The sequence below is a fragment of the Enterococcus sp. JNUCC 77 genome (assembly GCF_054819945.1).
Genome location: NZ_JBTHIG010000001.1, coordinates 562438 through 583594, shown reverse-complemented (window position 1 = coordinate 583594; position 21157 = coordinate 562438). Strand labels below are relative to the sequence as shown.

The following is a 21157-nucleotide window of genomic DNA, read 5'->3' as shown; positions in this document are numbered from 1 at the left end:
CGATTACTCAATCCCGTCTACTTACTTATTTACTTGGTTTACTTTCACTATAAATGACATCTAAACAAAAAGCACAAGGTTCATCATCTTCTCTTCTGGAACCATATAATAAATTGCAGACATGAAAACCATCTTCATATATTTTTTCCAAATTCATTTTTGATTGGGATAATCCTTGTTTTTCATCTGTGGTTTGAGGATGCGCTTTTTGATTCATCTCTAAAATACGCTCTCGTAATCGTTGGTTTTCAATTTCCAAGGTGGTATTTTTTTCGACTAATTCCAATAAAGTTTCTTTCATTGTTGTCAACTGTTCAAGATTTTCTTCCATCTTGAATTCTAATTGATTCAAACCATCATAAAGACTACGTCTATCCATGACCTTTGTCACCTGCTTTAACAAGTTCAGAAACATCATATTCTAGCGGTGTTTCACGACCTACTAAACGAACTTTTACAATCCGACTCAATAGATTCAGACCAACTACACGTCCTTTACCTTCTGGTGTAATGACTTCTTTGCCATAATCGGGCATTTCTTTTTTCGCTTGTTCGTATTCATCATTTTCATATTTTAAGCAGCACATCAAACGACCACACAAACCAGAAATTTTAGCTGGATTTAATGATAGACCTTGATCCTTTGCCATTTTAATCGAGACAGGAATAAAGTCACCTAGGAATGTTGAACAACATAATTGCCGGCCACAAGGTCCAATCCCCCCTAAAATCTTAGCTTCATCACGAACACCAATTTGACGCAACTCAATCCGAGTACGAAACACAGCTGCTAAATCTTTCACCAATTCACGAAAATCAATCCGTCCATCTGCAGTAAAATAAAAAACCATTTTACTGCGGTCAAATGTGTATTCGACATTGGTTAATTTCATTTCCAACTCATGTTCACGAATTTTTTCTTTAGCTATTTTAAAAGCAGCTTTAGTATCTTTTTGATTTTGCGCTAATTTGTGTAATTCTTTTTCACTCGCTTTATGTAAAACAGTTTTTAAATCCTCTGATAAATCTTCCTTTGCCATTTCAACTTTAGGAAGTGCCACGGTGGCAATTTGTTGCGCTTGTTGTGACTCAACCAAAACTTTATCGTTATAATGAAATGTATTTTTGCCAGGAGCATAATAATAGATGTGTCCGGCTTCTCTAAAACGAACACCCACTACTTCAACCATTGGTCCACCTACTTTTCTATTTGAATATTACGTGGAGGGTTATTTGTTCGGCAATACTTTGAAAAGCGACGTTGGCTTCTAATTTTTGAATGGCTTTCAAACTTTCAGCTAATAACCGATTGTACTTTTCAGTCATCGCTCTATCATCATTCAACACTTGATTGCGTTGACTTTTAGAAAAATAACCTAACATTTCAAAAGCTAAACGTTGCTGGTTTTTTTCTTTAAAAATTTTGACTAATTTTTTTTGCACATAAACAAAGCCTTGAGGATCGTCTTTTTCAAGATATCGGAACCATTGCATAACCGTCTCTTTAGCCTCATTAAACCATTCATCATTTGATAATTCAACTGCTTTTTGATAACTATTCGTCAAATCCACTAACAAACTAGCACTTTCAACAGAAAATTTTTCTTGTGTTTGTAGTTGCTGGATTAAATGTTTTTTGGCTAAACCTTGAAAATGAATAATCTGACTGCGAGATTGAATCGTCGGTAAGATCTTTCCTAATGCACTAGTCATTAAAATGATCATAAAATCTTTTGGTGGTTCCTCTAAAAATTTCAATAAACTATTGGCTGAATTGACGTTCATCTTTTCTGCTTGATGAATCAAGACAACCTTTTTATTTGATTCGAAACCACTTTTAGCTAGTTCTTTTTGCAATTCACGAATCTGGTCAACTTTGATTAGTTGCCCTTCTGGTAGTACCTCAATCACATCTGGGTGTTCCTTTTGACTGATTCGCAAGCAATTATTACATTTTTCACAAGGTTGATTATCCTTTAAATCTAGACAAAACAAATGTTTGATAAACCACAGGGCCATCATTTCTTTACCGGTGCCGCTATCCCCTTCAAAAAGGTAAGCATGGGCCAAACGCCCATGCTCAAAACTGTTTTGTAATTGTCTAAACACAATCGGTTGCAAATTTCTTAATGTATCTTTTTCGTTCATCTTAATATTGGAAGAAGCTTTCGACTGGTAATACAAAAACAGTTGCGCCACCAACTTCAACTTCTACTGGATACGGTACTTGTCCGTCCAAAGAAATATCCAAAGTTACCGGTGTTGTCACATATTGTGTTCTTGCCTTAGAGGTTTCTTGAATCAGTTGCAGTGTTTCCTCTACACGTTCATCTTCAATCCCAATAATAAAAGTAGAATTGCCGGCCTTTAAAAAACCACCTGTGGATGATAATTTTGTTGCACGAATGTTAGCGTCAATGAACTCATTAGCTAAACGATTAGAATCTTTGTCTTGGATAATTGCTAAGATTAATTTCATAATCTAACTCCTCTCTATTATTGAAAATATTGGGGATAACGGGAAACTAAGACTTCAAAACAGTCTTCTACTACATCTTCCAGTCGTTGTTTGGCATCAATTTTGATGATTCGTTCAGGATTTGCCTCATAGAGTTTCAAGTACTCATGACGAACTCGCTGATGGAATTGTAGTCCTTCAGAATCTAGGCGGTCAATTTGATTGCGGCGTGACGCCATAATTCTTTGCAAACCGGTATCAGAATCAACATCCAAATACAAAGTCACATCTGGAATAGTTCCTTCGGTTGCAAATTGGTTAATGTCTGCCACTGGTTCAACGCCAATACGACGCCCTGCCCCTTGATAAGCCAACGAGCTGTCAACAAAACGATCACATAAAACAATTTTACCACTTTCTAATGCCGGCCAAACTTTTTCAACTAAATGCTGACGTCTAGCAGCTGCATAAAGCAACGCTTCTGTCCGATCATCCATTCGATCATTTTGCGGATCTAAAATAACTTGTCGAATTTTTTCAGCGATGGGAATCCCACCAGGTTCTCTTGTTTTCATGATATCTGTTGCAGCGATCTGACGCAAACGCGGATACAAATATTCTACAACACTTGTTTTGCCAGCACCATCTGGACCTTCGATTGTAATAAATAAACCTTTCAATATCTTATCCTCCACTTAATATACTTTCAATTCTACACAAAAACGCTATGAAATGAAAATTTACAGTTCACGACGCCCTTCAACTGCTTTTAATAAAGTAATTTCATCTGCATATTCAATATCACTACCAACTGATAAACCATGGGCTAAGCGAGTAACCTTAATTCCAGCTGGCTTTATTAAGCGAGAAAGATACATCGCTGTTGCTTCGCCTTCAGTTGTTGCGTTAGTCGCAATTATTACTTCTTTCACTTCATCATCATGTAGCCGTTTAATCAACGGAGCGATATTGATATCTTCTGGTCCAGTACCTTCCATTGGTGACAATACGCCATGTAAAACATGATACAATCCATGATAATCTCTGACTTTTTCTAAAGCCATCACATCTTTTGGTTCTTCTACTACTAAAATTGTACTGCGATCTCGTGTCGTATCACTACAAATTTCACAAGGATCATCTTCCGTGATATTGCCGCAAATACTACAAAAATGTAAATCTCGCTTTACTGAAATCAGCGAACGCGCAAACTCATTTACACTTTCATCTTTCATATCAATCGTAAAAAAAGCTAAACGAGTCGCCGTTTTTTGCCCGATCCCCGGCAACTTCATATAACTTTCAATTAATTTAGCAATTGGTTCAGGATATTGCATTCATTTCTCCTTTGGTATCAAATTAACAACTACCAGCATTTACTTTAAAAGCCTGGTAATCCTTTAGTATATTTACCCATTGTGCTTTCAGTTACTTGGTTAATTTTACTCATGGCATCATTGACTGCTAAAACTAGCATGTCTTGCAACATTTCTGGATCTTCTGGATCAATTAGTTCAGGATTAATTTCAATGCCTTGCATCTTTTTATCACCAGTGAAGGTCACCTTTACTAAATCATTAGTTGAAGAACCAGTAAAAATTGACGCATTCAACTCATCTTGAGCTTTTGTCATATCTTTTTGCATCTTTTGCATTTGTTTCATCATACCTTGCATGTTTCCCATTCCGCGCATATTATCTACTCCTTAATCTTCTTTAATCGTTACTAAATTACCAAATAAACTTTTGGCTTGCTCTACAACCGCATTTTCTTCTTCCACTGGTAAAGAAATTTCTTCAGGCATTTCGTCAGTGTTTTCCTGCGGTTCATCTTGATGCTGACTTAAATAAGCTTGGCGCAATCGCGGCCAATTTTCCTTTGGGATATACACAAAATCCGGTGTGTAATCTTTCACCATCATACTTAAGCTATTTTGTAAATTCAACTGAAGCTCACTATCTGCTTCTGCCCGCTGACATAAAATTTCATAATCAAAAGCCAACAAGACTAAATTTGGTCCCGCCGCTTGAATTTCACTCGCTTTTAAAATCGCTCTTTGAGTAACTGGCAGAGCCATCAATAAATCTTCCCACACCCCTCTGACTTGTTGCAAGTCATTCTTAGTGGCTTCACTTAAGACTTGATAGACTTTTTCAGTTGGCAAGCGATAATTACTGCTCACTTTTTTATTGACAGTTTTTTCTTCTGTTGGTGCAGCCTGAGCTATTCCTTGATTCCTTAACTGCTGTAACTCATTTTTTAATTGCTGTACTTCTGTTTTTAATGCCGTTAGTTCTTGACTACTTACTGACGGCCCACTCTCTTTTTCGCCTTCAATATATGCTGATTGATTCTTCTCAGCAGTTGCTAGTTTTACAGTCGCCACTTCTAAGTAGACATTAGCATGATTGGTAAAACGAATTTCATTTTGTGTTTCACTGAGGATTTTTATCATTTGATAAAGTCGGACAGACACCGTGTTCTCAGCTAAATTCTTAAAGGCATCGGTTAATTGTTTGGTTTCGTCTAATAGTTCAGGTGCCTGTTGATACATTAATAAATCACGGCAATAAAGTAATAAATCTTCGGTTAAGCGACGGGCTTCTTTACCTTCTGCCAAAATATTTTCTAAAGCCGACAACGCTCCAGACACGTCTTCCGCTAAACAAGCCCCAATATATTCATCCATCATTTCGGTGGTTAAACTTCCCGTTACCGCCAAGGCATCTGATAATGTAATGGTTTCATTACTAAAAGAAATAGCTTGATCCAAAATACTTAAAGCATCCCGCATTCCGCCTTCTGCTGCTCTAGCAATGACTGGCAAAGCGGCTTCTTCATAAGAAATTTGGCTTTCATCTAAAATATAAGCCAAACGTTTAATAATGACCTGAGTATCGATTCGTTTAAAATCAAATCGTTGCGTACGAGAAATAATTGTCGCCGGAATCTTGTGGGGTTCTGTCGTAGCTAAAATAAAAATGACATGTTCTTTCGGTTCTTCTAGCGTTTTTAACAAAGCATTGAAGGCACCTGTTGAAAGCATATGCACTTCATCAATAATATAAACCTTATAAGCAGCCGTAGTTGGCGCATAATTGGCTCGATCACGAATAAAACGAATTTCTTCGACACCATTATTACTAGCTGCGTCGATTTCAATCACATCTTCTTGACGGCCTTCAGTAATAGCTTGGCACATCTCACAATGATTACAAGGTTCACCATCAACACTGTTAGGACAGTTAATTGCTTTAGCGAAAATTTTCGCCGCACTTGTTTTACCAGTTCCTCTCGGTCCCGTAAACAAATAGGCGTGCGATGTTTTGTGTTGAGCAATTGCATTTTTTAAAGTTCTAGTAATTGCCTCTTGTCCTACCAAATCATCAAAACGTTGAGAACGCCAGACCCGATACAGTGCTTGATACGCCATTTGTACTCCTCCTTGTAAAAAATCACTATCTATTATTATACGAAAATATTGTCAAAAAAGATAGTTGTTGCCTTAAAGCCGTAAAAAAAATAATCTCCTTTTAAATAAGACTTGCGACGGATTCTTAAAAAAATTCTTTCCATGGTATAATGAAAAAAAAGTTTTTACGGAGGGATTTTAATGGGTCTAATTAAAGCAGCAACAAGTTCAATCGGTGGCGGCTTAGCTGATCAATGGCTAGAAATCATCGAACCAGATAATATGGGCGCAACAACGGTCATGACTAAAGGTGTAGCAGTTAGAAAAAATGATAAACGTGGTGCTAATAAAAAAGCCACCCGCGATGTTTTAACTGACGGCTCCGTTGTTCATGTTTATCCTAATATGATGATGCTTTTAGTGGATGGCGGAAAAATTATTGATTACACCGCTGAAGAAGGCTATTACACAATCAATAATGAATTAGCCCCTTCTATGTTCAACGGCCAATTAAAAGACGCTGTCAAAGAAACTTTTGATCGTTTTAAATTCGGTGGCGTGACACCACAATCACAACAAGTTTTTTATATTAATCTGCAAGAAATTAAAGGCATTAAATTTGGTACGCCAACGCCTTTAAATTATTTCGATAACTTTTATAATGCTGAATTATTTTTGCGAGCACATGGTACGTATTCTGTTCAAGTGACTGATCCTTTATTGTTCTATGCCAATGGTATCCCACGGAATTTATCACAAGTTGATTTAAACGATATCAATGAACAATATTTGCAAGAATTTTTAACAGCTTTACAGACAGCCATCAACCAAATGTCACAAGCAGGTGAAAGAATTTCTTATGTGCCATCAAAAAGCATGGAACTAAGTAAATATATGGCCGATGTGTTAGACGAATCTTGGAGAAGTTTACGAGGAATTGAGATTGTTTCGGTTGCCGTAGCGAGTATTTCTTACACTGATGATTCAACTAAATTAATTAATATGCGTAATCAAGGAGCGATGTTAGGCGATCCAAGCATTCGTGAAGGTTACGTTCAAGGAGCTGTAGCTCACGGAATCGAAGAAGCTGGCAAAAATCCTGGCGGCGCCGGACAAGGATTCTTCGGTGTTGGAATGGGTATGAATGCTGGTGGTAATTTTATGGGTCAAGCCAGTGATAATAACCAAAAACAAATGGCGCAAGAACAAGCAAAAGCTGACTCTTGGACCTGTCCAAAATGTGGAACCGAAAATACTGGAAAATTTTGTAGTAATTGTGGCGAACCAAAACCACAAGCAACGGTCAATAAAATTGAAATGAAATGTAGCGAATGCGGGGAAATCGTTGATCTATCTAATGGTGTACCCAAATTCTGTCCCCATTGCGGCAAACCATTCAAAGGCATTCCGCTAGATTAGGAGGCAATTTATGAATGATACAATTACCCATCATTGTCCCAATTGTGGCGGACCTTTAACTTTTAATCCCGATGATCAAAAATTTCATTGTGATTATTGCTTAAGTATTTTTACAATCGAAGCCGTTGATGCGGAAGAAGAATCTAGCATCGTAGAAAAAAATATTGAAGAAACGAGTGAAAATGAACTCTTTTTGTGCCCTAGTTGTGGTGCCCAAATTGTTACAGACGCAACCACGGCTGCAACTTATTGCTATTTCTGTCATAATCCAGTTGTTTTGCAAGGGCGCTTAAGTGGAGAATTTCTTCCCAATAAGGTTTTACCCTTTAAGATTGATCGCAAGAAAGCTGAAGCTGATTTTTTAGCTTGGGTGAAAAAGAAAAAATTTATTCCTAAAGATTTCTATGATACCCAGCAAATTGAAAAAATGACCGGTGTTTATTTTCCTTACTGGGTAGTAGATGCAAAAACACAGGGAGAATATCACGGTAAAGGAACCGCGGTTCGCGTTTGGATTGTTGGTGATTTGGAATACACTGAGACAAAAATTTACGATGTTTACCGCAAGGGAAAAGCAAAAATCAATGATTTAGTCAAAAATGCTTTGAGTAAAAATATCCAGCAAAAAATGGTTAATCAAGTGCAACCTTTTCCTATCAATAATGCTGTCAATTTTAAAACCGAATATTTGTCAGGTTTTCAAGCCGAAAAAAGAGACATCGAAATGCAAGATTTATCAGCTGATGTCTCCCGAGAATTAAATGAATATACCGATAATCTAATGCGTGATACCATTACTAGTTACACCACCTTTAATAAAAAAAGTAGCAGCATTGCAATTGATGAACAAAACAATCACTATATGCTCTTGCCTGTTTGGTTGGTTACTTATCACGATAAAAATGGTAAAGTTTATTACTATGCCATGAATGGGCAGACTGGAAAAACCAGTGGTATATTGCCGATTAGTTATTCAAAACTAGGACTAACTTCTGCTGGAATTTTTGCGGTTGTGGCAGCCGTTTTAATGATTGTGGGGTATTTCATATGAAAAAATATTTCTTACTTCTATTATTTTTCTGTGTTTTACTTCCTACGAAAGTTTTCGCTGCTGGTGATACGATCACCGATCAGGCCGGATTATTTAATGATTCAGAAATTCAAGAATTAAGCCAAAAAGCAGACGAATTGGATCAGCAGATCAAAGGGAGAGTCTTTATTTTAACCACCGATACAAATGAAGAAGAACCGCGAAAATTTGCCAATCAAAATTTGATGCAGCGCGTTGGAAAAGACAATAATGGCGCACTTTTATTAATTGATATGAATCAACGAAAAGTTTATCTAACTACCTCTGGTAATATGATTGATTATTTAACCGACAAACGCGTAGACGATATTTTAGATGATGTCCAAACAAATTTGCAAGACAGTGACTACTACAATGCCGGCAATGCCTTTTTAACAAAATCAGCTAAATTTGTTTCTCATGGCGTACCTCAGGGCAGTTATCGGATTGATGAAAAAACTGGAAAAATTACCTATTACAAATCAATTACACCGCTAGAAGCCATCATCAGTTTGGTGGCCGCCGCAATAGCTGGTATTGCCTTTTTTATTTTCGTAAGACTTCGTTACCAGCTAAAGAGTGGCAATTTTCGTTATCAATATCGGCAAAATGCCCAATTGGATTTAACTGAAAAAAGTGATACTTTAGTGAATTCTTTTGTGACAACTCGAATTATTCCTAAACCGAAAAACAACAGTGGCGGTTTTGGTGGCGGAGGTGGCAGCACCACAAATTCAAGCGGCGGCGGTACTTTTGGTGGTGGCGGTCGAGGCTTCTAGAACAAGGCTTTAAGAATTTGATAATCTGCTATATTTAATAATCAGCTTCCGTTAGAATAAAACAGGAAGCTGATTTTTCCTTGTCGTCACGAATAATTTTTGGTAGACTTGGATAATTCATGAAAAATTACTGTTTGCTTTCTTTATTATTAAGCTTATTCAAATGATACCTTGCTTAATAATAAGTCAAACTTAATTTTCAAAACAATCTATTATTTTTATTTGAAAAAGGAGTCAAGCATGTCTATCAAGAAAAAAATATTGGCTTTACTGCCTATTGTTTTAGCGTTTTCATTTATTTTTGCGACACCTGCTCACGCCGATGATTTCTCTGTCGAAGCCAATGCAGGTTACGCAATTGATGCTGAATCGGGCAAAATTCTCTTTAACCAAAATGGTGACACACCCTTGGGAATTGCTTCAGTTACAAAAATTTTATCAGCTTACTTGGTTTTAGAAGCAGTTAAAAATAATCAAATCACTTGGGAAACACCTGTACCTATCTCAACCTACGCTGCTGATTTAAGTACAGTAGCTGGTCTTTCCAATGTGCCATTAAATACGACCGATACGTATACAGTAAAGGATTTATTCGATGGGATGTTGATAGAATCTGGCAATGCATGCGCCGTTGCCTTAGCTGAATTAATTAGCGGCAATGAACCACAATTTGTCAATCAGATGCGGGAACGATTAACGACTTGGGGCATCACCGATGCAAAAATTGTTACAGCTTCTGGCTTACCAGTATCTTTTTCTGGCGATAATCGTTATCCTGGAACCGCCGATGATGATGAAAACTTAATGTCTGCACGAGATGTGGCAATCGTCGCTCAAAAATTAGTGACTGATTATCCTGAAGTTTTACAAACTACTAGCATCACCGAAATGACTTTTGGTGCCAACACTTCTACTCCTACTGCAATCGAAACTTGGAATGAATTGTTGCCGGGACAAGATCATTATATGGAAGGTGTCGATGGCTTAAAAACCGGCACAACTGATTTGGCAGGTGCTTGTTTTGCTGGCACCATTACTCGTGATGGTCGTCGTGTAATTACGGTCATCTTAAATGCCACCAATGAAGAAAATGATTCCTCTGCTCGTTTTGTTGAAACAGCTAAATTAATGAATTATGCTCTTGATAATTGGCGGATTGAAACAATTGATACGAGCCAAATGAGTTTACCAGAAAATTCTCTTAATGTGATTGACGGCAAAGCTAAAGAAGTTAATTTGACATTGAGCGGTCAAGTCCAACTTTGGGTACGCAATGATATGAATATCAATGATTTAACAATTAATATGAATTACGATAATGAAAAACTAACAAACCAATCTTTAACTGCACCAGTTAGTAAAGATGAGACAATCGGGACAGCTGAAATTAGTTTGGCCCAAGATACTTTAGGTTATTTAGTTGAACCAGAAACGCCAACTGCTGAGATTCTAACTACTCAAGCGGTTGCCAAAGAGAACATTTTCATTTTAACTTGGAACAAGATTCTGGCTTTTTTCAAATAGCAAAAAGACTTTAGACCTCAGAATGTTTCTTCTGGTATCTAAAGTCTTTTTTTATTGAACTGGAAAATACAAGGCCACTTCGCCTTCTGCAAAATTTGGTAAATAATGTTCTTGAACTGCTCCTGCTAAAGTTACTTTTTCTAAAGGTAGCACTTGCTCCAGCATAATTTCTGTTGCTCGATCAATTTTTTCTCCATCGGTCTTTAGGGTTAAATATGTTTGTGCGGGCAATACCCAAACACTCCAACCTTCTGGTGCAATTGTCCCTGGCTTCACTTGTACGCCGGCCAAATAACGACCAGTTTCTCCCCAAGGCGCCAACCAATTTTGTTGGTCACTCATTAAACCCCATAAATGTAAGTTTTCAATTTCTGTAGCATCTATAAATGGAATAACTTCATCAAAATGCTGATTCATTTCATCCCACAGAGGTGCTACCCAAGAAGTTGCTGCGCTGCTTAGACCAATACCTTCTTTACCTAGTACGGTTATTTCTGGTAAGACTACTTTGTCTACTCCTTTTATTTTTGTCACGATCATCCCTCCTCACAAATATTCTACCCATTCTATTTTTAAAAAGCCAATCGATTGTCCGGCTTTCACAGTTTCGCTAGTTTTTGTTATACTAAATTTGAGGTGATGTTATGGGAGTTATTGGTGAAATTACGATTAGCAGTATTTATCTGATCTTATTAATTGGTTATTTTATTTGGCTGAGAAAAAAAGACAAAAGCAGAAAATCTTTATGGCTTTTTAGCGGTGCTTATTTCTTATTGTATTTAATCTTAGTAGAAATCTTAAATCACAGTTTTTATTTGATTATCCCAGCTTTGTTTTTTGGTTTGTTTTATTATTTTTATCAGCGAGATAAACCTCGCTTGCGAAACGGCTGGTTGTTCACTTTATTTTTAGTGGTTTTTGCCACTTATCTAGTCGCCATCAGCTTTTTAGGCCAATCTTATATTACGATTGGTCTGTTAGGAATCTTAGGAATTATATTTTTATTCGTTCTACTTTTTGGTCTTTATGCACTGATTATTTTTCTGATTGGTAATAGCTACATTGTTTTAAAAAAAGAATCTCATTCGATTGCTAATTTACTGACTTTAATTTTAGCCGTTGCTTTAATTGCTTGGTTGGTTATTCAGCAAATCGGACCAGAGATTTTACCCCAGTGGTCCTTAATTCTGTTATCAATTCCCAGCACAATTCTGGTCTATTTCTTTTTAATTTTCTGGAACTTTTTGCTTATTTCACTTATCTATCAATTAAATCAGCCAAAATTCAATCAAGATTATCTGATTGTTTTGGGTGCCGGCCTAATTGATGGTGAAAAAGTTTCTCCTATTTTGGCGAGTCGTATCAATCGGGGCATTGCTTTTTACCATCAACAATTTGCAAAAGCAAAACGCACGCCCATTTTACTAATGTCAGGTGGGAAAGGCAGTGATGAAAAAATCTCAGAAGCCGAAGCAATGAAAAACTATGCAGTAGAGCAAGGTATACCATCAGAGGATATTTTATTGGAAGCGACCTCCACTAATACGTACGAAAATATGCTATTTAGTAAAAAATTAATGGATCGTCTAACTCCTGCTGGTTACCAAGTGATTTTTACTTCAAATAATTTTCATATTTTTAGAGGTGCGATGTTTGCTGATCAAGTTGGTCTAAAAGCTGATGGTATTGGAGCCAAAACGGCAAAATACTATTTACCAAATGCTTTTTTACGAGAGTTTGCTGCGATTATTTTAATGAACAAACGCCGACATTTGATAGTCTGTGCTGTCATTGTTTTACTATTTTTCTTAATTTCAATGCTTAATCTTATTTTTACTTAAAAAAGATACGCCCATATTGTAACGACCTCTAAAAAGTAGATTCCTGATCTAATTTTTGGAGGTCGATTCATTTTGGACGCATCTTTTTCTTTTAAAATTCTTGATAAGTACTTGGATCTTGATTCTTTAAGCGCCCGTCTGGCTTACTTAATTGATTAATTTTTTCCATTTCTGCTTCAGTCAATGCAAAATCAAAAATATCAATATTTCCTAACTGACGAACTTTTGACGATGCTTTAGGAATTGGTGCTGTACCTAATTGTACTTCCCAGCGTAAAATAACTTGACCAACATTTTTAGCATATTTTTCTGCAATCTCGCTAATAATCGGATTATTTAAAATTTCACTAGCCCTTCCTAAAGGACTCCAGTCTTGCGTTAATATACCTTTAGACTGATTATAAGCCCGTTGTTCGGCCTGATTAAAATGGGGATGTAATTCCACTTGGTTAATTACAGGTAACACACCAGTTTCTTTTTCTAAACGATCTAGATGCTCTGGTAAAAAGTTACAAACACCAATCGAGCGAATCAAACCAAATTTTTGTGCTTCAATCAAAGCTTGCCAAGCTTCCACATAATGGTCTTCCAGTGGATTTGGCCAATGAATTAAGTATAAATCATAGTAATCTAATCCAGCCCGCAAAAGTGATTCTTGAATGGTCTGAATAGCCGCATCATGGGTTTGATGACGCCCTGGTAATTTTGAAGTGACAATAATTTCGCTGCGGGGTACTTCTGAACGACGAATTGCTTCACCGACTGCACCTTCATTTTCATAATTAAAAGCAGAGTCTAATAAACGATAGCCATTACTTAAAGCTTGCACCATTGTGTTGACCCCACCTAAACCATTTAACTTGTAAGTGCCAAAGCCAACTTTTGGAATAATTAAACCATCTCGTAATTGATATGTTTCCAATATTTTTGCCCCCTTTTACTATTTAAGTTAACTATACCTTTATTCTTATTTTTCTGCTAGTGAAAAGACTAAATGATAAAAACGATTTATTTTCATGTTAAATAGTGGTTAATTTGTTAAAATATGACAAAGGAGGGATTTTATGAAAAAAACACCCGTATTTTTGATTGCTTTAAGCAGTTTATTTTTCGTTGCTTGTTCGAATCAAAATAATAACGACAATGCGACACCAGCCAGCCCGTCAAGTAGTACAGTTGCTAGCTCTGGCGATAATACTAGTAGCACTGATAGTCAAGGAAATACCCCACTGTCAAATTTACCTATGACAACACAAGAAGCGATTGACCTGTATAATGAAAATTATCCTGACAGTGACATTACTCAAATCGAATTAGAAATGAGTCTGGGCAAACCGATTTATCAAGTATCTGGTCGAAATAATACTGAAGAATTTGAAATTCGTTTTGATGCAACTTCAAAAGAAATTATCTCACAACAAACAGAGCAGGTTGATCGGGATGAACAAAATGATTTAGATCGTCAACAAGATGCTATTGATGTTTCAAATATCATTACCGCTGACGAAGCAGCTAGCATTGCCAGTAATGCCGTAAGTGGAACTGTTGATGAAATTAAATTAGATAAAGACGATGGCGTTGTTTTTTGGGAAGTCAAACTTAAAGAAGGCCAGATGGAAAATGAAGTAAAAATTAATGCACAATCTGGTGATGTTTTAACCACCGAACAAGATGATTAAAAAAAGGAAATCCGACTTGGATTTCCTTTTTTCTTCATTCTGCTCGCAACGCAATCGCCGCATCTTTTTTTGCAGCCAGTCTAGCTGGAATGTGACCGCCTAACATAGTTAAAATAGTCGATACCACAATTAAAATGACGGCATGAATTGGATTTAATTGGGCTACATCTTTCAAATCAGTTAAATTATAGAGTAAAATATTTACCGGCACAGTTGCCCCCCAAGCAAATAAAACCCCTAAAATACCAGAACTAAGACCTAATATACAAGTTTCTGCGTCAAAAACACGGGTAATATCTTTTTTACGAGCCCCCAAAGCTTTCAAAACTCCGATTTCTTTCGTTCGTTCAATTACCGACGTATAGGTTATAATTCCAATCATAATCATACTAGTAACCAAAGAAATACCAGCAAAAGCGATTAACACATAAGTGATTGCTTTCATTAAGCCACCTGTTAATTCTGTCATCGTACCCGCCAAATCAGTATAAAGAATTCTCTCTTCTTTCGATTTACCAGTGTTATAAGCATCTAAGTAATTTAAAATTTCTTCTTTGTCTTGATAATTGTTAGGATAAACCATTATATTTGCTGGTAAACTATCTCCACCTAGTTGTGTTATCGTCGTCTCTTTTTGCTCATCCGTTAAAGGTTGGTTACTAATGACACTACTCTCACTATTTTTTTGTGCATCAACGATAGCCGAATGCTGATTTTCATTTACAATTTCTGTAGTTAATTCGTTACTATATGCAATCCCCGGTGCTAATAAATTCATCACGGCATTTGGTTTAACTCTTAAAATACCTGAAATTGTCACCGTACGATTGTTCGGGTTATCATATAACGCTTGATAATCATTATTAGGAACAAAATTACCTGCTGCGGTTTGCGTATAGTAGTCATTATTATGAATGAGTTTAAAAGTTGTTCCTACAATTTGATTGAAATCTAGTGCTTGATCTTCAACAATTTCAAAACCTATATTTTTCAATGAATTCAGATTCGTATTGTTATTCGCATCGACTATTAAAACAACATCCGTCGTCGCTTTCGGATAATTTCCACTTAATAATTGGTAATTATCTTTTAAAAAATTATCTCCAGTATTTTTAGTTAATTGAGTTGGAAAAGTAGACACGCCGACACCAGTCATATTAGAAATAAAACCATCTAAATCCATACTATTGGTATTTTGTTCATCGTTGATAGTTGTTGAAAAACTAACTGGTTCCACAGAATCATTTAGTTTGCCTAATAAATTCATTTCTACCATTCTAGTGTACCCAATATTATTACTTAGTTTTGGATCGATATTTTTAATGTAATCAAGATAGTTTTGATCAATTTTGTTTGTATGTTGCACCCGATCTTGTTCACTGATTTTTGCAGTAATTTGCTTGCGTTTTGAAAAATCTCCTTTTTCACTCCCCAGTGCTTGTTGACTATTGTCACTTTGATCAGTCACCGTTTTTGAAATTGTGATTGGGAATTTCGCCAAAGTTTCTGTTTGGGTGCGATTAATTTGCACCTGAAAACCACTGGCAAGCGATAATACAATTCCAATGCTTATTATCCCGATACTAGAAGCAAAAGCTGTCAGAAATGTGCGACCTTTCTTCGTTTTTAAATTATGAAAAGAAAGCTTCAATGCTGTTGTAAAACGCATTTTAGTTCTCTTTAAAACAAACTGATGACCCTCTTCAACTTTTTTATGAGGATGAGAATCGTTTAAAATTTGTCCGTCTGAAAATTCAATGATGCGGTCTGCATATTGATGAGCTAAATTAGGATTATGGGTCACCATAATGACTAATTTTTCTAATGATAATTCTTGAATCAAGTTCATAATTTGAACGCTGGTTTCTGTATCTAATGCGCCAGTTGGTTCATCACATAGCAAAATATCCGGGTCATTGGCTAAAGCTCGTGCGATTGCTACCCGTTGCATTTGCCCACCAGAAAGTTGATTTGGTTTTTTGTGCATATGATCTGCTAAACCTACGCGTCTCAGAGCCTCTTCGGCCTTTTGACGTTTTTCTTCTTTCGCAACACCACTTAAAGTCATGCCTAATTCAACATTGTCAATAATCCCTAGATGATTAATTAAATTATAACTTTGGAAAACAAAACCAATCGAATTATTACGAAAAGCATCCCAATCATTTTCTTTAAAAGTTTTGGTGGATTTCCCGTCGATAATCATATCGCCAGAATCATAGTTATCCAACCCGCCAATTACGTTTAACATCGTGGTTTTTCCCGAACCTGAAGGCCCTAAAATGGCGACAAATTCTTGTCGCCGAAAAGATACTGAAATCCCATCTAATGCTTTTGTAGTCATTTCGCCTAAGTGATAATATTTTTTTATCGTGTGTAACTCTAACATTTTCTCATTCCTTTTCTCTTTTCAACAGCTTGAAAAAACAATTAATATAACTAACTATTATAAAAAACGCGAGCTATATAACTATCATTATTAGTAATAAAAAGCTTGTTGTCAACAAAATAAAGGGATTGATAATTTTATCAAAAATAAAATAAAATAACTATATAAAAATTTATATCAGATTGTTTCATTTTTTTATTGATATCTTTATAAAAAAAATAACACTCCTCCTTTTAAAGCTACTATTCTATAAACAAACACGTCAAAATTTACAATAAAAAAAGCAGACTAAATTCTCTAAAGAACCTAATCTGCTACTTGAAAATAATTATTCTGCTCGCAATGCTATCGCTGCATCTTTTTTAGCTGCCATTTTGGCTGGAATATGGCCACCTAACATAGTTAAAACAGTCGATACCACAATTAAAATGATGGCATGAACAGGATTTAACTGGGCTACATCTTTCAAATCAGTTAAATTATAAAGTAAAATGTTTATTGGGAAGGTTGCACCCCAAGCAATTAATACTCCTAATATTCCTGAACCAACACCTAAAATACAAGTTTCCGCGTCGAAAACGCGAGTAATATCTTTTTTACGAGCGCCTAATGCTTTTAAGACTCCGATTTCCTTCGTCCGTTCAATCACTGAAGTATACGTGATGATTCCAATCATAATCATGCTGGTTACTAAAGAAATACCGGCGAACGCCACTAGCACATAAGTAATTGCATCCATTAAACCACCGGTTAATTCAGTCATGGTTCCGGCCAAATCAGTATAAAGAATTTTATCTGCTTTTTTCTTACCGTCATTATAGTTATCTAGGTATGTCAAAATTTCTTCTTTGTTCTTAAAGTTATTAGGATAAATCATGATACTAGATGGAATACTGCTGCCGCCTAATTGTGCTAAAACAGCATCTTTTTGTTCACTAGTTAAGGCTTGATTCGTCATCACACTTGTATCACTATTTTTTTGCGCTTCAACAATGGCTGAATTTTGATTTTCTTCCACAATTTGCGATGTTAATTGATCACTATAAGCAATTCCTGGTGCCAATAAATTCATCGTAGAATCCGATTTGACACGTAAAATACCACTAATAGTCAAAGTATCATCATTTGCATTGTCATACATTGCTTGATAATCATTGTTTGGAATAAAGTTTCCAGTTGGCAATTCCGTATAGTAATCATTATTATGGATTAACTTGAAGCTCGTGCCAACAATTTGACTAAAGTCAATTTTTTCGCCATCTTTTACATCAAATCCTAAATTCTTCAATGAGTTGATGTTGGTATTATTATTAGCATCAACAATTAATACCACATCAGTAGCATTTTTAGGATAACTACCATCTAGCAATCGATAGTTATCTTGTAAAAAATTCTCACCTGATTTGTTGTCTAATTGCGTTGGAAAAGTTGAAACACCTACTCCAGTCATACTTGAAACAGCACTACTCATAGCTGCCCCACTGTCTTCACTGCTAGCTGCTGCCGAAAAAGTGACGGGTTTTACTTCGCCACCGACATTTCCTAATAAATTCATTCCGACTAAGCGAGTATAACCAATATTATTACTTAATTTAGGATCAATATTCTCAATGTAATCGATATAGTTTTGATCAATTTTATTGGTATGTTGAGCACGATCTTGGTCACTAATTTTGGCAGTAACAGTCTGGCTTTTCGGGAATGTCCCCTTTTCACTTCCTAATGCTCGGTCACTGTTAGCAGTAGCATCAGTAGCAACTTGAGAGATAGTGATAGGGAATTTTGCCATGGTTTCTGTTTGGGTCCGATCAATTTGTGCCTGAAAACCACTGGACAAAGATAATACAATCCCGATACTAATAATCCCAATACTTGAAGCAAACGCCGTCAGAAAGGTCCGACCTTTTTTCGTTTTTAAATTATTGAAGGATAATTTCAACGCCGTCACAAAACGCATCTTGGTTCTTTTCAAAATAAACTGATCGCTTTTTTCACTTTCTTTATGGGGATGAGAATCATTTAAAATCCGACCATCGGAAAATTCAATGATGCGATCTGCATATTGATTAGCTAAATTAGGATTATGAGTAACCATAATAACTAATTTTTCTTGCGATAATTCTTGAATTAAATTCATAATTTGGACGCTGGTTTCTGTATCTAACGCGCCAGTTGGCTCATCACATAATAAAATATCGGGATCATTGGCTAAAGCCCGTGCAATTGCTACCCGTTGCATTTGTCCACCGGAAAGCTGGTTTGGTTTCTTATGCATATGGTCAGCCAAACCAACTCTAGTCAAAGCTTCTTCGGCTTTTTGGCGTTTTTCTTCTTTCGCGACACCACTTAGCGTCATTCCTAATTCAACATTATCAATAATTCCTAAATGACTAATTAAATTATAGCTTTGGAAAACAAAGCCAATTGAATTATTACGATAAGCATCCCAGTCACTTTCTTTGAAAGTTTTGGTGGATTTCCCATCGATAATCATGTCCCCTGAATCATAATTATCTAAACCACCGATAACATTCAACATCGTCGTTTTTCCTGAACCTGAAGCTCCTAAAATGGCAACAAATTCTTGCCGTCGAAAAGATACTGAGACGCCGTCTAACGCTTTTGTCGTCGTATCTCCCACATGGTAATATTTTTTGATATCCTTTAGTTCTAACATGCCTTCATCCCTTTTCTTTTGAAGTTTGCCAAAGATAGCACGCCTTTGTTAACTCAAGTTGAACAAACTTCATCTTTAATTCATAGTTACTATGTACTATTATTTAACAACAAGGAGGGATTGGCAAATGAACCGATTACTAATTGTCGAAGATGACGAAAATTTAGCCTTACTTTATCAATCAGCTTTAAAACGTGCGTATTTTTCTACTGAAATTGCTAGAAATGGTTTAGAAGCTTTAGATATTTTAGATAAACAACACATTGACCTAATTATTTCCGATATTATGATGCCTGATATGGATGGCTATGAATTGGCGGACAGTCTCCGTTCAGCCGGATTTGATCTACCAATTTTATTTATTACCGCTAAGGACCGTTTTGAAGACAAGAAAAGAGGGTTTGACTTGGGAGTAGATGATTATATGGTGAAACCCATTGATGTTAAAGAAATGATTTTGCGAGTAGAAGCTTTATTGAGACGGGCCCAAATTGTTCATGAACAAGAACTAACTGTCGGACAAACAACTTTGAGTCAGGCAACTTATCAAGTTGAAAGCCCCACTTTAACCGAAAATTTACCTCAAAAAGAATTTTTACTTTTATACAAATTACTTTCTTATCCCAATAAAATTTTTACTAGACAGCAATTAATGGATGAAATTTGGGGCATGGACAGTGATTCAGATGAACGAACGATAGACGTCCATATCAAACGTCTACGAAATCGTTTTGCTAATAATTCAGATTTTTCAATTGAAACCATTCGGGGCCTTGGTTACAAAGCAGTGGTTCAAGCATGAGAAAAAAACTCTACTCACAACTATGGATTTATTTTGCCTGTATTATTTTTTTGATGATGTTACTTGTGTTAACAATTTTCATCTTCTTATTACTACTGATTAACCATTACGAATTTCTATCAGCTGAACGAAATAATCAATTCTTTCCTTTAGGTTTTATTTCTCTATTAAGCTTAGTGATTGGCGCTGGCGTTTCATTATTTGTGGGAAAACGGATTTTACAACCGATTGCTAATCTCCGAAAAGCCATGAATCAAGTTTCTCAAGGGGATTTTTCAATTGCTTTAGACGATCAACAAAAAGTCCATGAAGTTGCTCAACTCTACCATGATTTTAATTTAATGGTCCGGGGATTAAACAGCATCGAAATGCTACAGAATAATTTTGTTTCCGATGTTTCCCATGAGTTTAAAACGCCAATTGCAACTATTCAAGGCTACGTACAATTACTTCAAGCAGAAGATTTAAGTGAAGTTGAACGGCAAGATTATTTACGACGAATTCAAGATGGTACCCGACAATTAAGCCAACTTACAGAGAACATCTTAAAATTAACCAAATTGGAAAATCAAGAATTAGGCCTAGAAAAGCAACATTTTCGTTTAGATGAACAATTACGGCAGGTAATTTTATTTTTACAGCCTCGTTGGGAAAACCAAGGGATTAATTGGCAGCTTGATTTAATCAACACCGATTATTTTGGCAATGAAGAATTGCTGTATCAAGTTTGGTTAAACTTAATTGATAATGCTTTAAAATACAGTCAAGAAAATACCACAATCATAATTTCTATAAAAGTATTACCTGACACAGTAATTGTCGCAATTAGTGACCAAGGAGTTGGGATGGCTGAAAAAACAATCCCAAAAATTTTCGATAAATTTTATCAAAATGATACGAGTCGTCAATCAAAAGGCAATGGTCTTGGCCTAGCCCTTGTCCAAAAAATTGTGGCTTTACACGATGGAAAAGTCAAAGTCACTAGTCAACTGAATGTAGGCACCACATTTAAAGTTTATTTACCCTTAGACACAAAAAAGTCATAAATAAATGACAAAAGCTTCTCCTTTCACTTCACAATTAGTTAACAAAGTCAGGGTAAACTGAT

Annotated in this window: 20 protein-coding genes; 8 read left to right on the top strand and 12 right to left on the bottom strand. The window is 36.0% G+C overall.

The features are described from left to right. Window positions 1–25: 25 nt before the first annotated feature. Genes ACVWNY_RS02995 through dnaX form a run of 8 tightly spaced genes read right to left on the bottom strand, consistent with a single transcriptional unit; the run spans window position 26 to window position 5891 of the window. Entirely contained in the window at window positions 26–379 is a 354-nt protein-coding gene (locus tag ACVWNY_RS02995; protein ID WP_218324357.1) for a DNA replication initiation control protein YabA, read from the bottom strand. Continuing rightward, on the bottom strand, window positions 372–1190 hold the full coding sequence (locus tag ACVWNY_RS02990; protein ID WP_218324356.1) for a PSP1 domain-containing protein: 819 nt from the start codon (window positions 1188–1190) through the stop codon (window positions 372–374). Before ACVWNY_RS02990 ends, ACVWNY_RS02995 begins: the two co-directional genes overlap by 8 nt. 16 nt (window positions 1191–1206) lie before the next feature. After that, window positions 1207–2148: a DNA polymerase III subunit delta' gene (holB, locus tag ACVWNY_RS02985; RefSeq protein ID WP_454071644.1), complete on the bottom strand. Its 942-nt coding sequence runs from the start codon at window positions 2146–2148 to the stop codon at window positions 1207–1209. A 1-nt stretch (window position 2149) separates the two neighbouring features. After that, window positions 2150–2479 carry a cyclic di-AMP receptor DarA gene (gene darA / locus ACVWNY_RS02980; protein WP_218324355.1) on the bottom strand — a complete coding sequence of 110 codons (330 nt, stop codon included), beginning with the start codon at window positions 2477–2479 and terminating at the stop codon, window positions 2150–2152. A gap of 17 nt (window positions 2480–2496) precedes the next feature. Further along, a complete protein-coding gene (gene tmk, locus ACVWNY_RS02975) occupies window positions 2497–3138 on the bottom strand; it encodes a dTMP kinase (protein ID WP_218324354.1) in 642 nt (213 codons plus the stop codon). Window positions 3139–3198: 60 nt separating this feature from the next. Then, window positions 3199–3795 carry a recombination mediator RecR gene (recR, locus tag ACVWNY_RS02970; RefSeq protein WP_218324353.1) on the bottom strand — a complete coding sequence of 199 codons (597 nt, stop codon included), beginning with the start codon at window positions 3793–3795 and terminating at the stop codon, window positions 3199–3201. Between the two features lie 44 nt (window positions 3796–3839). Continuing rightward, on the bottom strand, window positions 3840–4151 hold the full coding sequence (locus tag ACVWNY_RS02965; protein WP_218324352.1) for a YbaB/EbfC family nucleoid-associated protein: 312 nt from the start codon (window positions 4149–4151) through the stop codon (window positions 3840–3842). A 12-nt stretch (window positions 4152–4163) separates the two neighbouring features. After that, complete coding sequence (gene dnaX / locus ACVWNY_RS02960) at window positions 4164–5891, bottom strand: DNA polymerase III subunit gamma/tau (RefSeq protein WP_454071643.1); 1728 nt, start codon at window positions 5889–5891, stop codon at window positions 4164–4166. Between the two features lie 180 nt (window positions 5892–6071). On the opposite strand from dnaX, the gene ACVWNY_RS02955 reads away from it, so the two are divergent. The 4 genes from ACVWNY_RS02955 (at window position 6072) to ACVWNY_RS02940 (ending at window position 10661) form a co-directional block, all read left to right on the top strand. Continuing rightward, window positions 6072–7289: an SPFH domain-containing protein gene (locus tag ACVWNY_RS02955; protein ID WP_454071642.1), complete on the top strand. Its 1218-nt coding sequence runs from the start codon at window positions 6072–6074 to the stop codon at window positions 7287–7289. 10 nt (window positions 7290–7299) lie between these two features. Next, window positions 7300–8340, top strand: a complete 1041-nt coding sequence (locus tag ACVWNY_RS02950) for a TFIIB-type zinc ribbon-containing protein (protein ID WP_454071641.1) — start codon at window positions 7300–7302, stop codon at window positions 8338–8340. Then, window positions 8337–9137, top strand: coding sequence for a TPM domain-containing protein (locus ACVWNY_RS02945; protein WP_454071640.1), 801 nt, complete (start codon window positions 8337–8339; stop codon window positions 9135–9137). The genes ACVWNY_RS02950 and ACVWNY_RS02945 overlap by 4 nt, the downstream gene beginning before the upstream one ends. A gap of 240 nt (window positions 9138–9377) precedes the next feature. Next, window positions 9378–10661: a serine hydrolase gene (locus ACVWNY_RS02940; RefSeq protein WP_454071639.1), complete on the top strand. Its 1284-nt coding sequence runs from the start codon at window positions 9378–9380 to the stop codon at window positions 10659–10661. Between the two features lie 51 nt (window positions 10662–10712). On the opposite strand, the gene ACVWNY_RS02935 is transcribed toward ACVWNY_RS02940, so the two are convergent. Next, on the bottom strand, window positions 10713–11195 hold the full coding sequence (locus ACVWNY_RS02935) for a GyrI-like domain-containing protein (protein ID WP_343214698.1): 483 nt from the start codon (window positions 11193–11195) through the stop codon (window positions 10713–10715). A gap of 110 nt (window positions 11196–11305) precedes the next feature. On the opposite strand from ACVWNY_RS02935, the gene ACVWNY_RS02930 reads away from it, so the two are divergent. Then, entirely contained in the window at window positions 11306–12502 is a 1197-nt protein-coding gene (locus ACVWNY_RS02930; protein WP_454071638.1) for a YdcF family protein, read from the top strand. 91 nt (window positions 12503–12593) lie between these two features. Here the strand turns inward: ACVWNY_RS02930 and ACVWNY_RS02925 are convergent, their stop codons facing one another. After that, on the bottom strand, window positions 12594–13424 hold the full coding sequence (locus tag ACVWNY_RS02925) for an aldo/keto reductase (RefSeq protein WP_218324344.1): 831 nt from the start codon (window positions 13422–13424) through the stop codon (window positions 12594–12596). A gap of 142 nt (window positions 13425–13566) precedes the next feature. Here ACVWNY_RS02925 and ACVWNY_RS02920 point away from each other — a divergent pair, with 142 nt between their 5' ends. Beyond that, window positions 13567–14181 carry a PepSY domain-containing protein gene (locus ACVWNY_RS02920; protein WP_218324343.1) on the top strand — a complete coding sequence of 205 codons (615 nt, stop codon included), beginning with the start codon at window positions 13567–13569 and terminating at the stop codon, window positions 14179–14181. A 34-nt stretch (window positions 14182–14215) separates the two neighbouring features. Here the strand turns inward: ACVWNY_RS02920 and ACVWNY_RS02915 are convergent, their stop codons facing one another. Both ACVWNY_RS02915 and ACVWNY_RS02910 read right to left on the bottom strand, forming a co-directional pair. Beyond that, window positions 14216–16570, bottom strand: coding sequence for an ABC transporter ATP-binding protein/permease (locus ACVWNY_RS02915; RefSeq protein ID WP_454071637.1), 2355 nt, complete (start codon window positions 16568–16570; stop codon window positions 14216–14218). 328 nt (window positions 16571–16898) lie between these two features. Further along, a complete protein-coding gene (locus tag ACVWNY_RS02910) occupies window positions 16899–19247 on the bottom strand; it encodes an ABC transporter ATP-binding protein/permease (RefSeq protein ID WP_218324341.1) in 2349 nt (782 codons plus the stop codon). 127 nt (window positions 19248–19374) lie between these two features. Here ACVWNY_RS02910 and ACVWNY_RS02905 point away from each other — a divergent pair, with 127 nt between their 5' ends. Further along, window positions 19375–20049, top strand: coding sequence for a response regulator transcription factor (locus ACVWNY_RS02905; protein WP_218324340.1), 675 nt, complete (start codon window positions 19375–19377; stop codon window positions 20047–20049). Further along, entirely contained in the window at window positions 20046–21095 is a 1050-nt protein-coding gene (locus ACVWNY_RS02900) for a sensor histidine kinase (protein ID WP_218324339.1), read from the top strand. Before ACVWNY_RS02905 ends, ACVWNY_RS02900 begins: the two co-directional genes overlap by 4 nt. The last annotated feature ends 62 nt before the right edge of the window (window positions 21096–21157 follow it).

Bases quoted from the DNA above. Each gene is read 5' to 3' on its own strand.
- ACVWNY_RS02905 (WP_218324340.1), top strand. From the start codon at position 19,375: ATGAACCGATTACTAATTGTCGAAGATGACGAAAATTTAGCCTTACTT.
- darA (WP_218324355.1), bottom strand. From the start codon at position 2,479: ATGAAATTAATCTTAGCAATTATCCAAGACAAAGATTCTAATCGTTTA.
- ACVWNY_RS02920 (WP_218324343.1), top strand. From the start codon at position 13,567: ATGAAAAAAACACCCGTATTTTTGATTGCTTTAAGCAGTTTATTTTTC.
- holB (WP_454071644.1), bottom strand. From the start codon at position 2,148: ATGAACGAAAAAGATACATTAAGAAATTTGCAACCGATTGTGTTTAGA.
- ACVWNY_RS02940 (WP_454071639.1), top strand. From the start codon at position 9,378: ATGTCTATCAAGAAAAAAATATTGGCTTTACTGCCTATTGTTTTAGCG.
- ACVWNY_RS02915 (WP_454071637.1), bottom strand. From the start codon at position 16,570: ATGTTAGAGTTACACACGATAAAAAAATATTATCACTTAGGCGAAATG.
- ACVWNY_RS02995 (WP_218324357.1), bottom strand. From the start codon at position 379: ATGGATAGACGTAGTCTTTATGATGGTTTGAATCAATTAGAATTCAAG.
- ACVWNY_RS02945 (WP_454071640.1), top strand. From the start codon at position 8,337: ATGAAAAAATATTTCTTACTTCTATTATTTTTCTGTGTTTTACTTCCT.
- recR (WP_218324353.1), bottom strand. From the start codon at position 3,795: ATGCAATATCCTGAACCAATTGCTAAATTAATTGAAAGTTATATGAAG.
- ACVWNY_RS02930 (WP_454071638.1), top strand. From the start codon at position 11,306: ATGGGAGTTATTGGTGAAATTACGATTAGCAGTATTTATCTGATCTTA.
- ACVWNY_RS02965 (WP_218324352.1), bottom strand. From the start codon at position 4,151: ATGCGCGGAATGGGAAACATGCAAGGTATGATGAAACAAATGCAAAAG.
- ACVWNY_RS02990 (WP_218324356.1), bottom strand. From the start codon at position 1,190: ATGGTTGAAGTAGTGGGTGTTCGTTTTAGAGAAGCCGGACACATCTAT.
- dnaX (WP_454071643.1), bottom strand. From the start codon at position 5,891: ATGGCGTATCAAGCACTGTATCGGGTCTGGCGTTCTCAACGTTTTGAT.
- ACVWNY_RS02955 (WP_454071642.1), top strand. From the start codon at position 6,072: ATGGGTCTAATTAAAGCAGCAACAAGTTCAATCGGTGGCGGCTTAGCT.
- ACVWNY_RS02900 (WP_218324339.1), top strand. From the start codon at position 20,046: ATGAGAAAAAAACTCTACTCACAACTATGGATTTATTTTGCCTGTATT.
- ACVWNY_RS02910 (WP_218324341.1), bottom strand. From the start codon at position 19,247: ATGTTAGAACTAAAGGATATCAAAAAATATTACCATGTGGGAGATACG.
- ACVWNY_RS02950 (WP_454071641.1), top strand. From the start codon at position 7,300: ATGAATGATACAATTACCCATCATTGTCCCAATTGTGGCGGACCTTTA.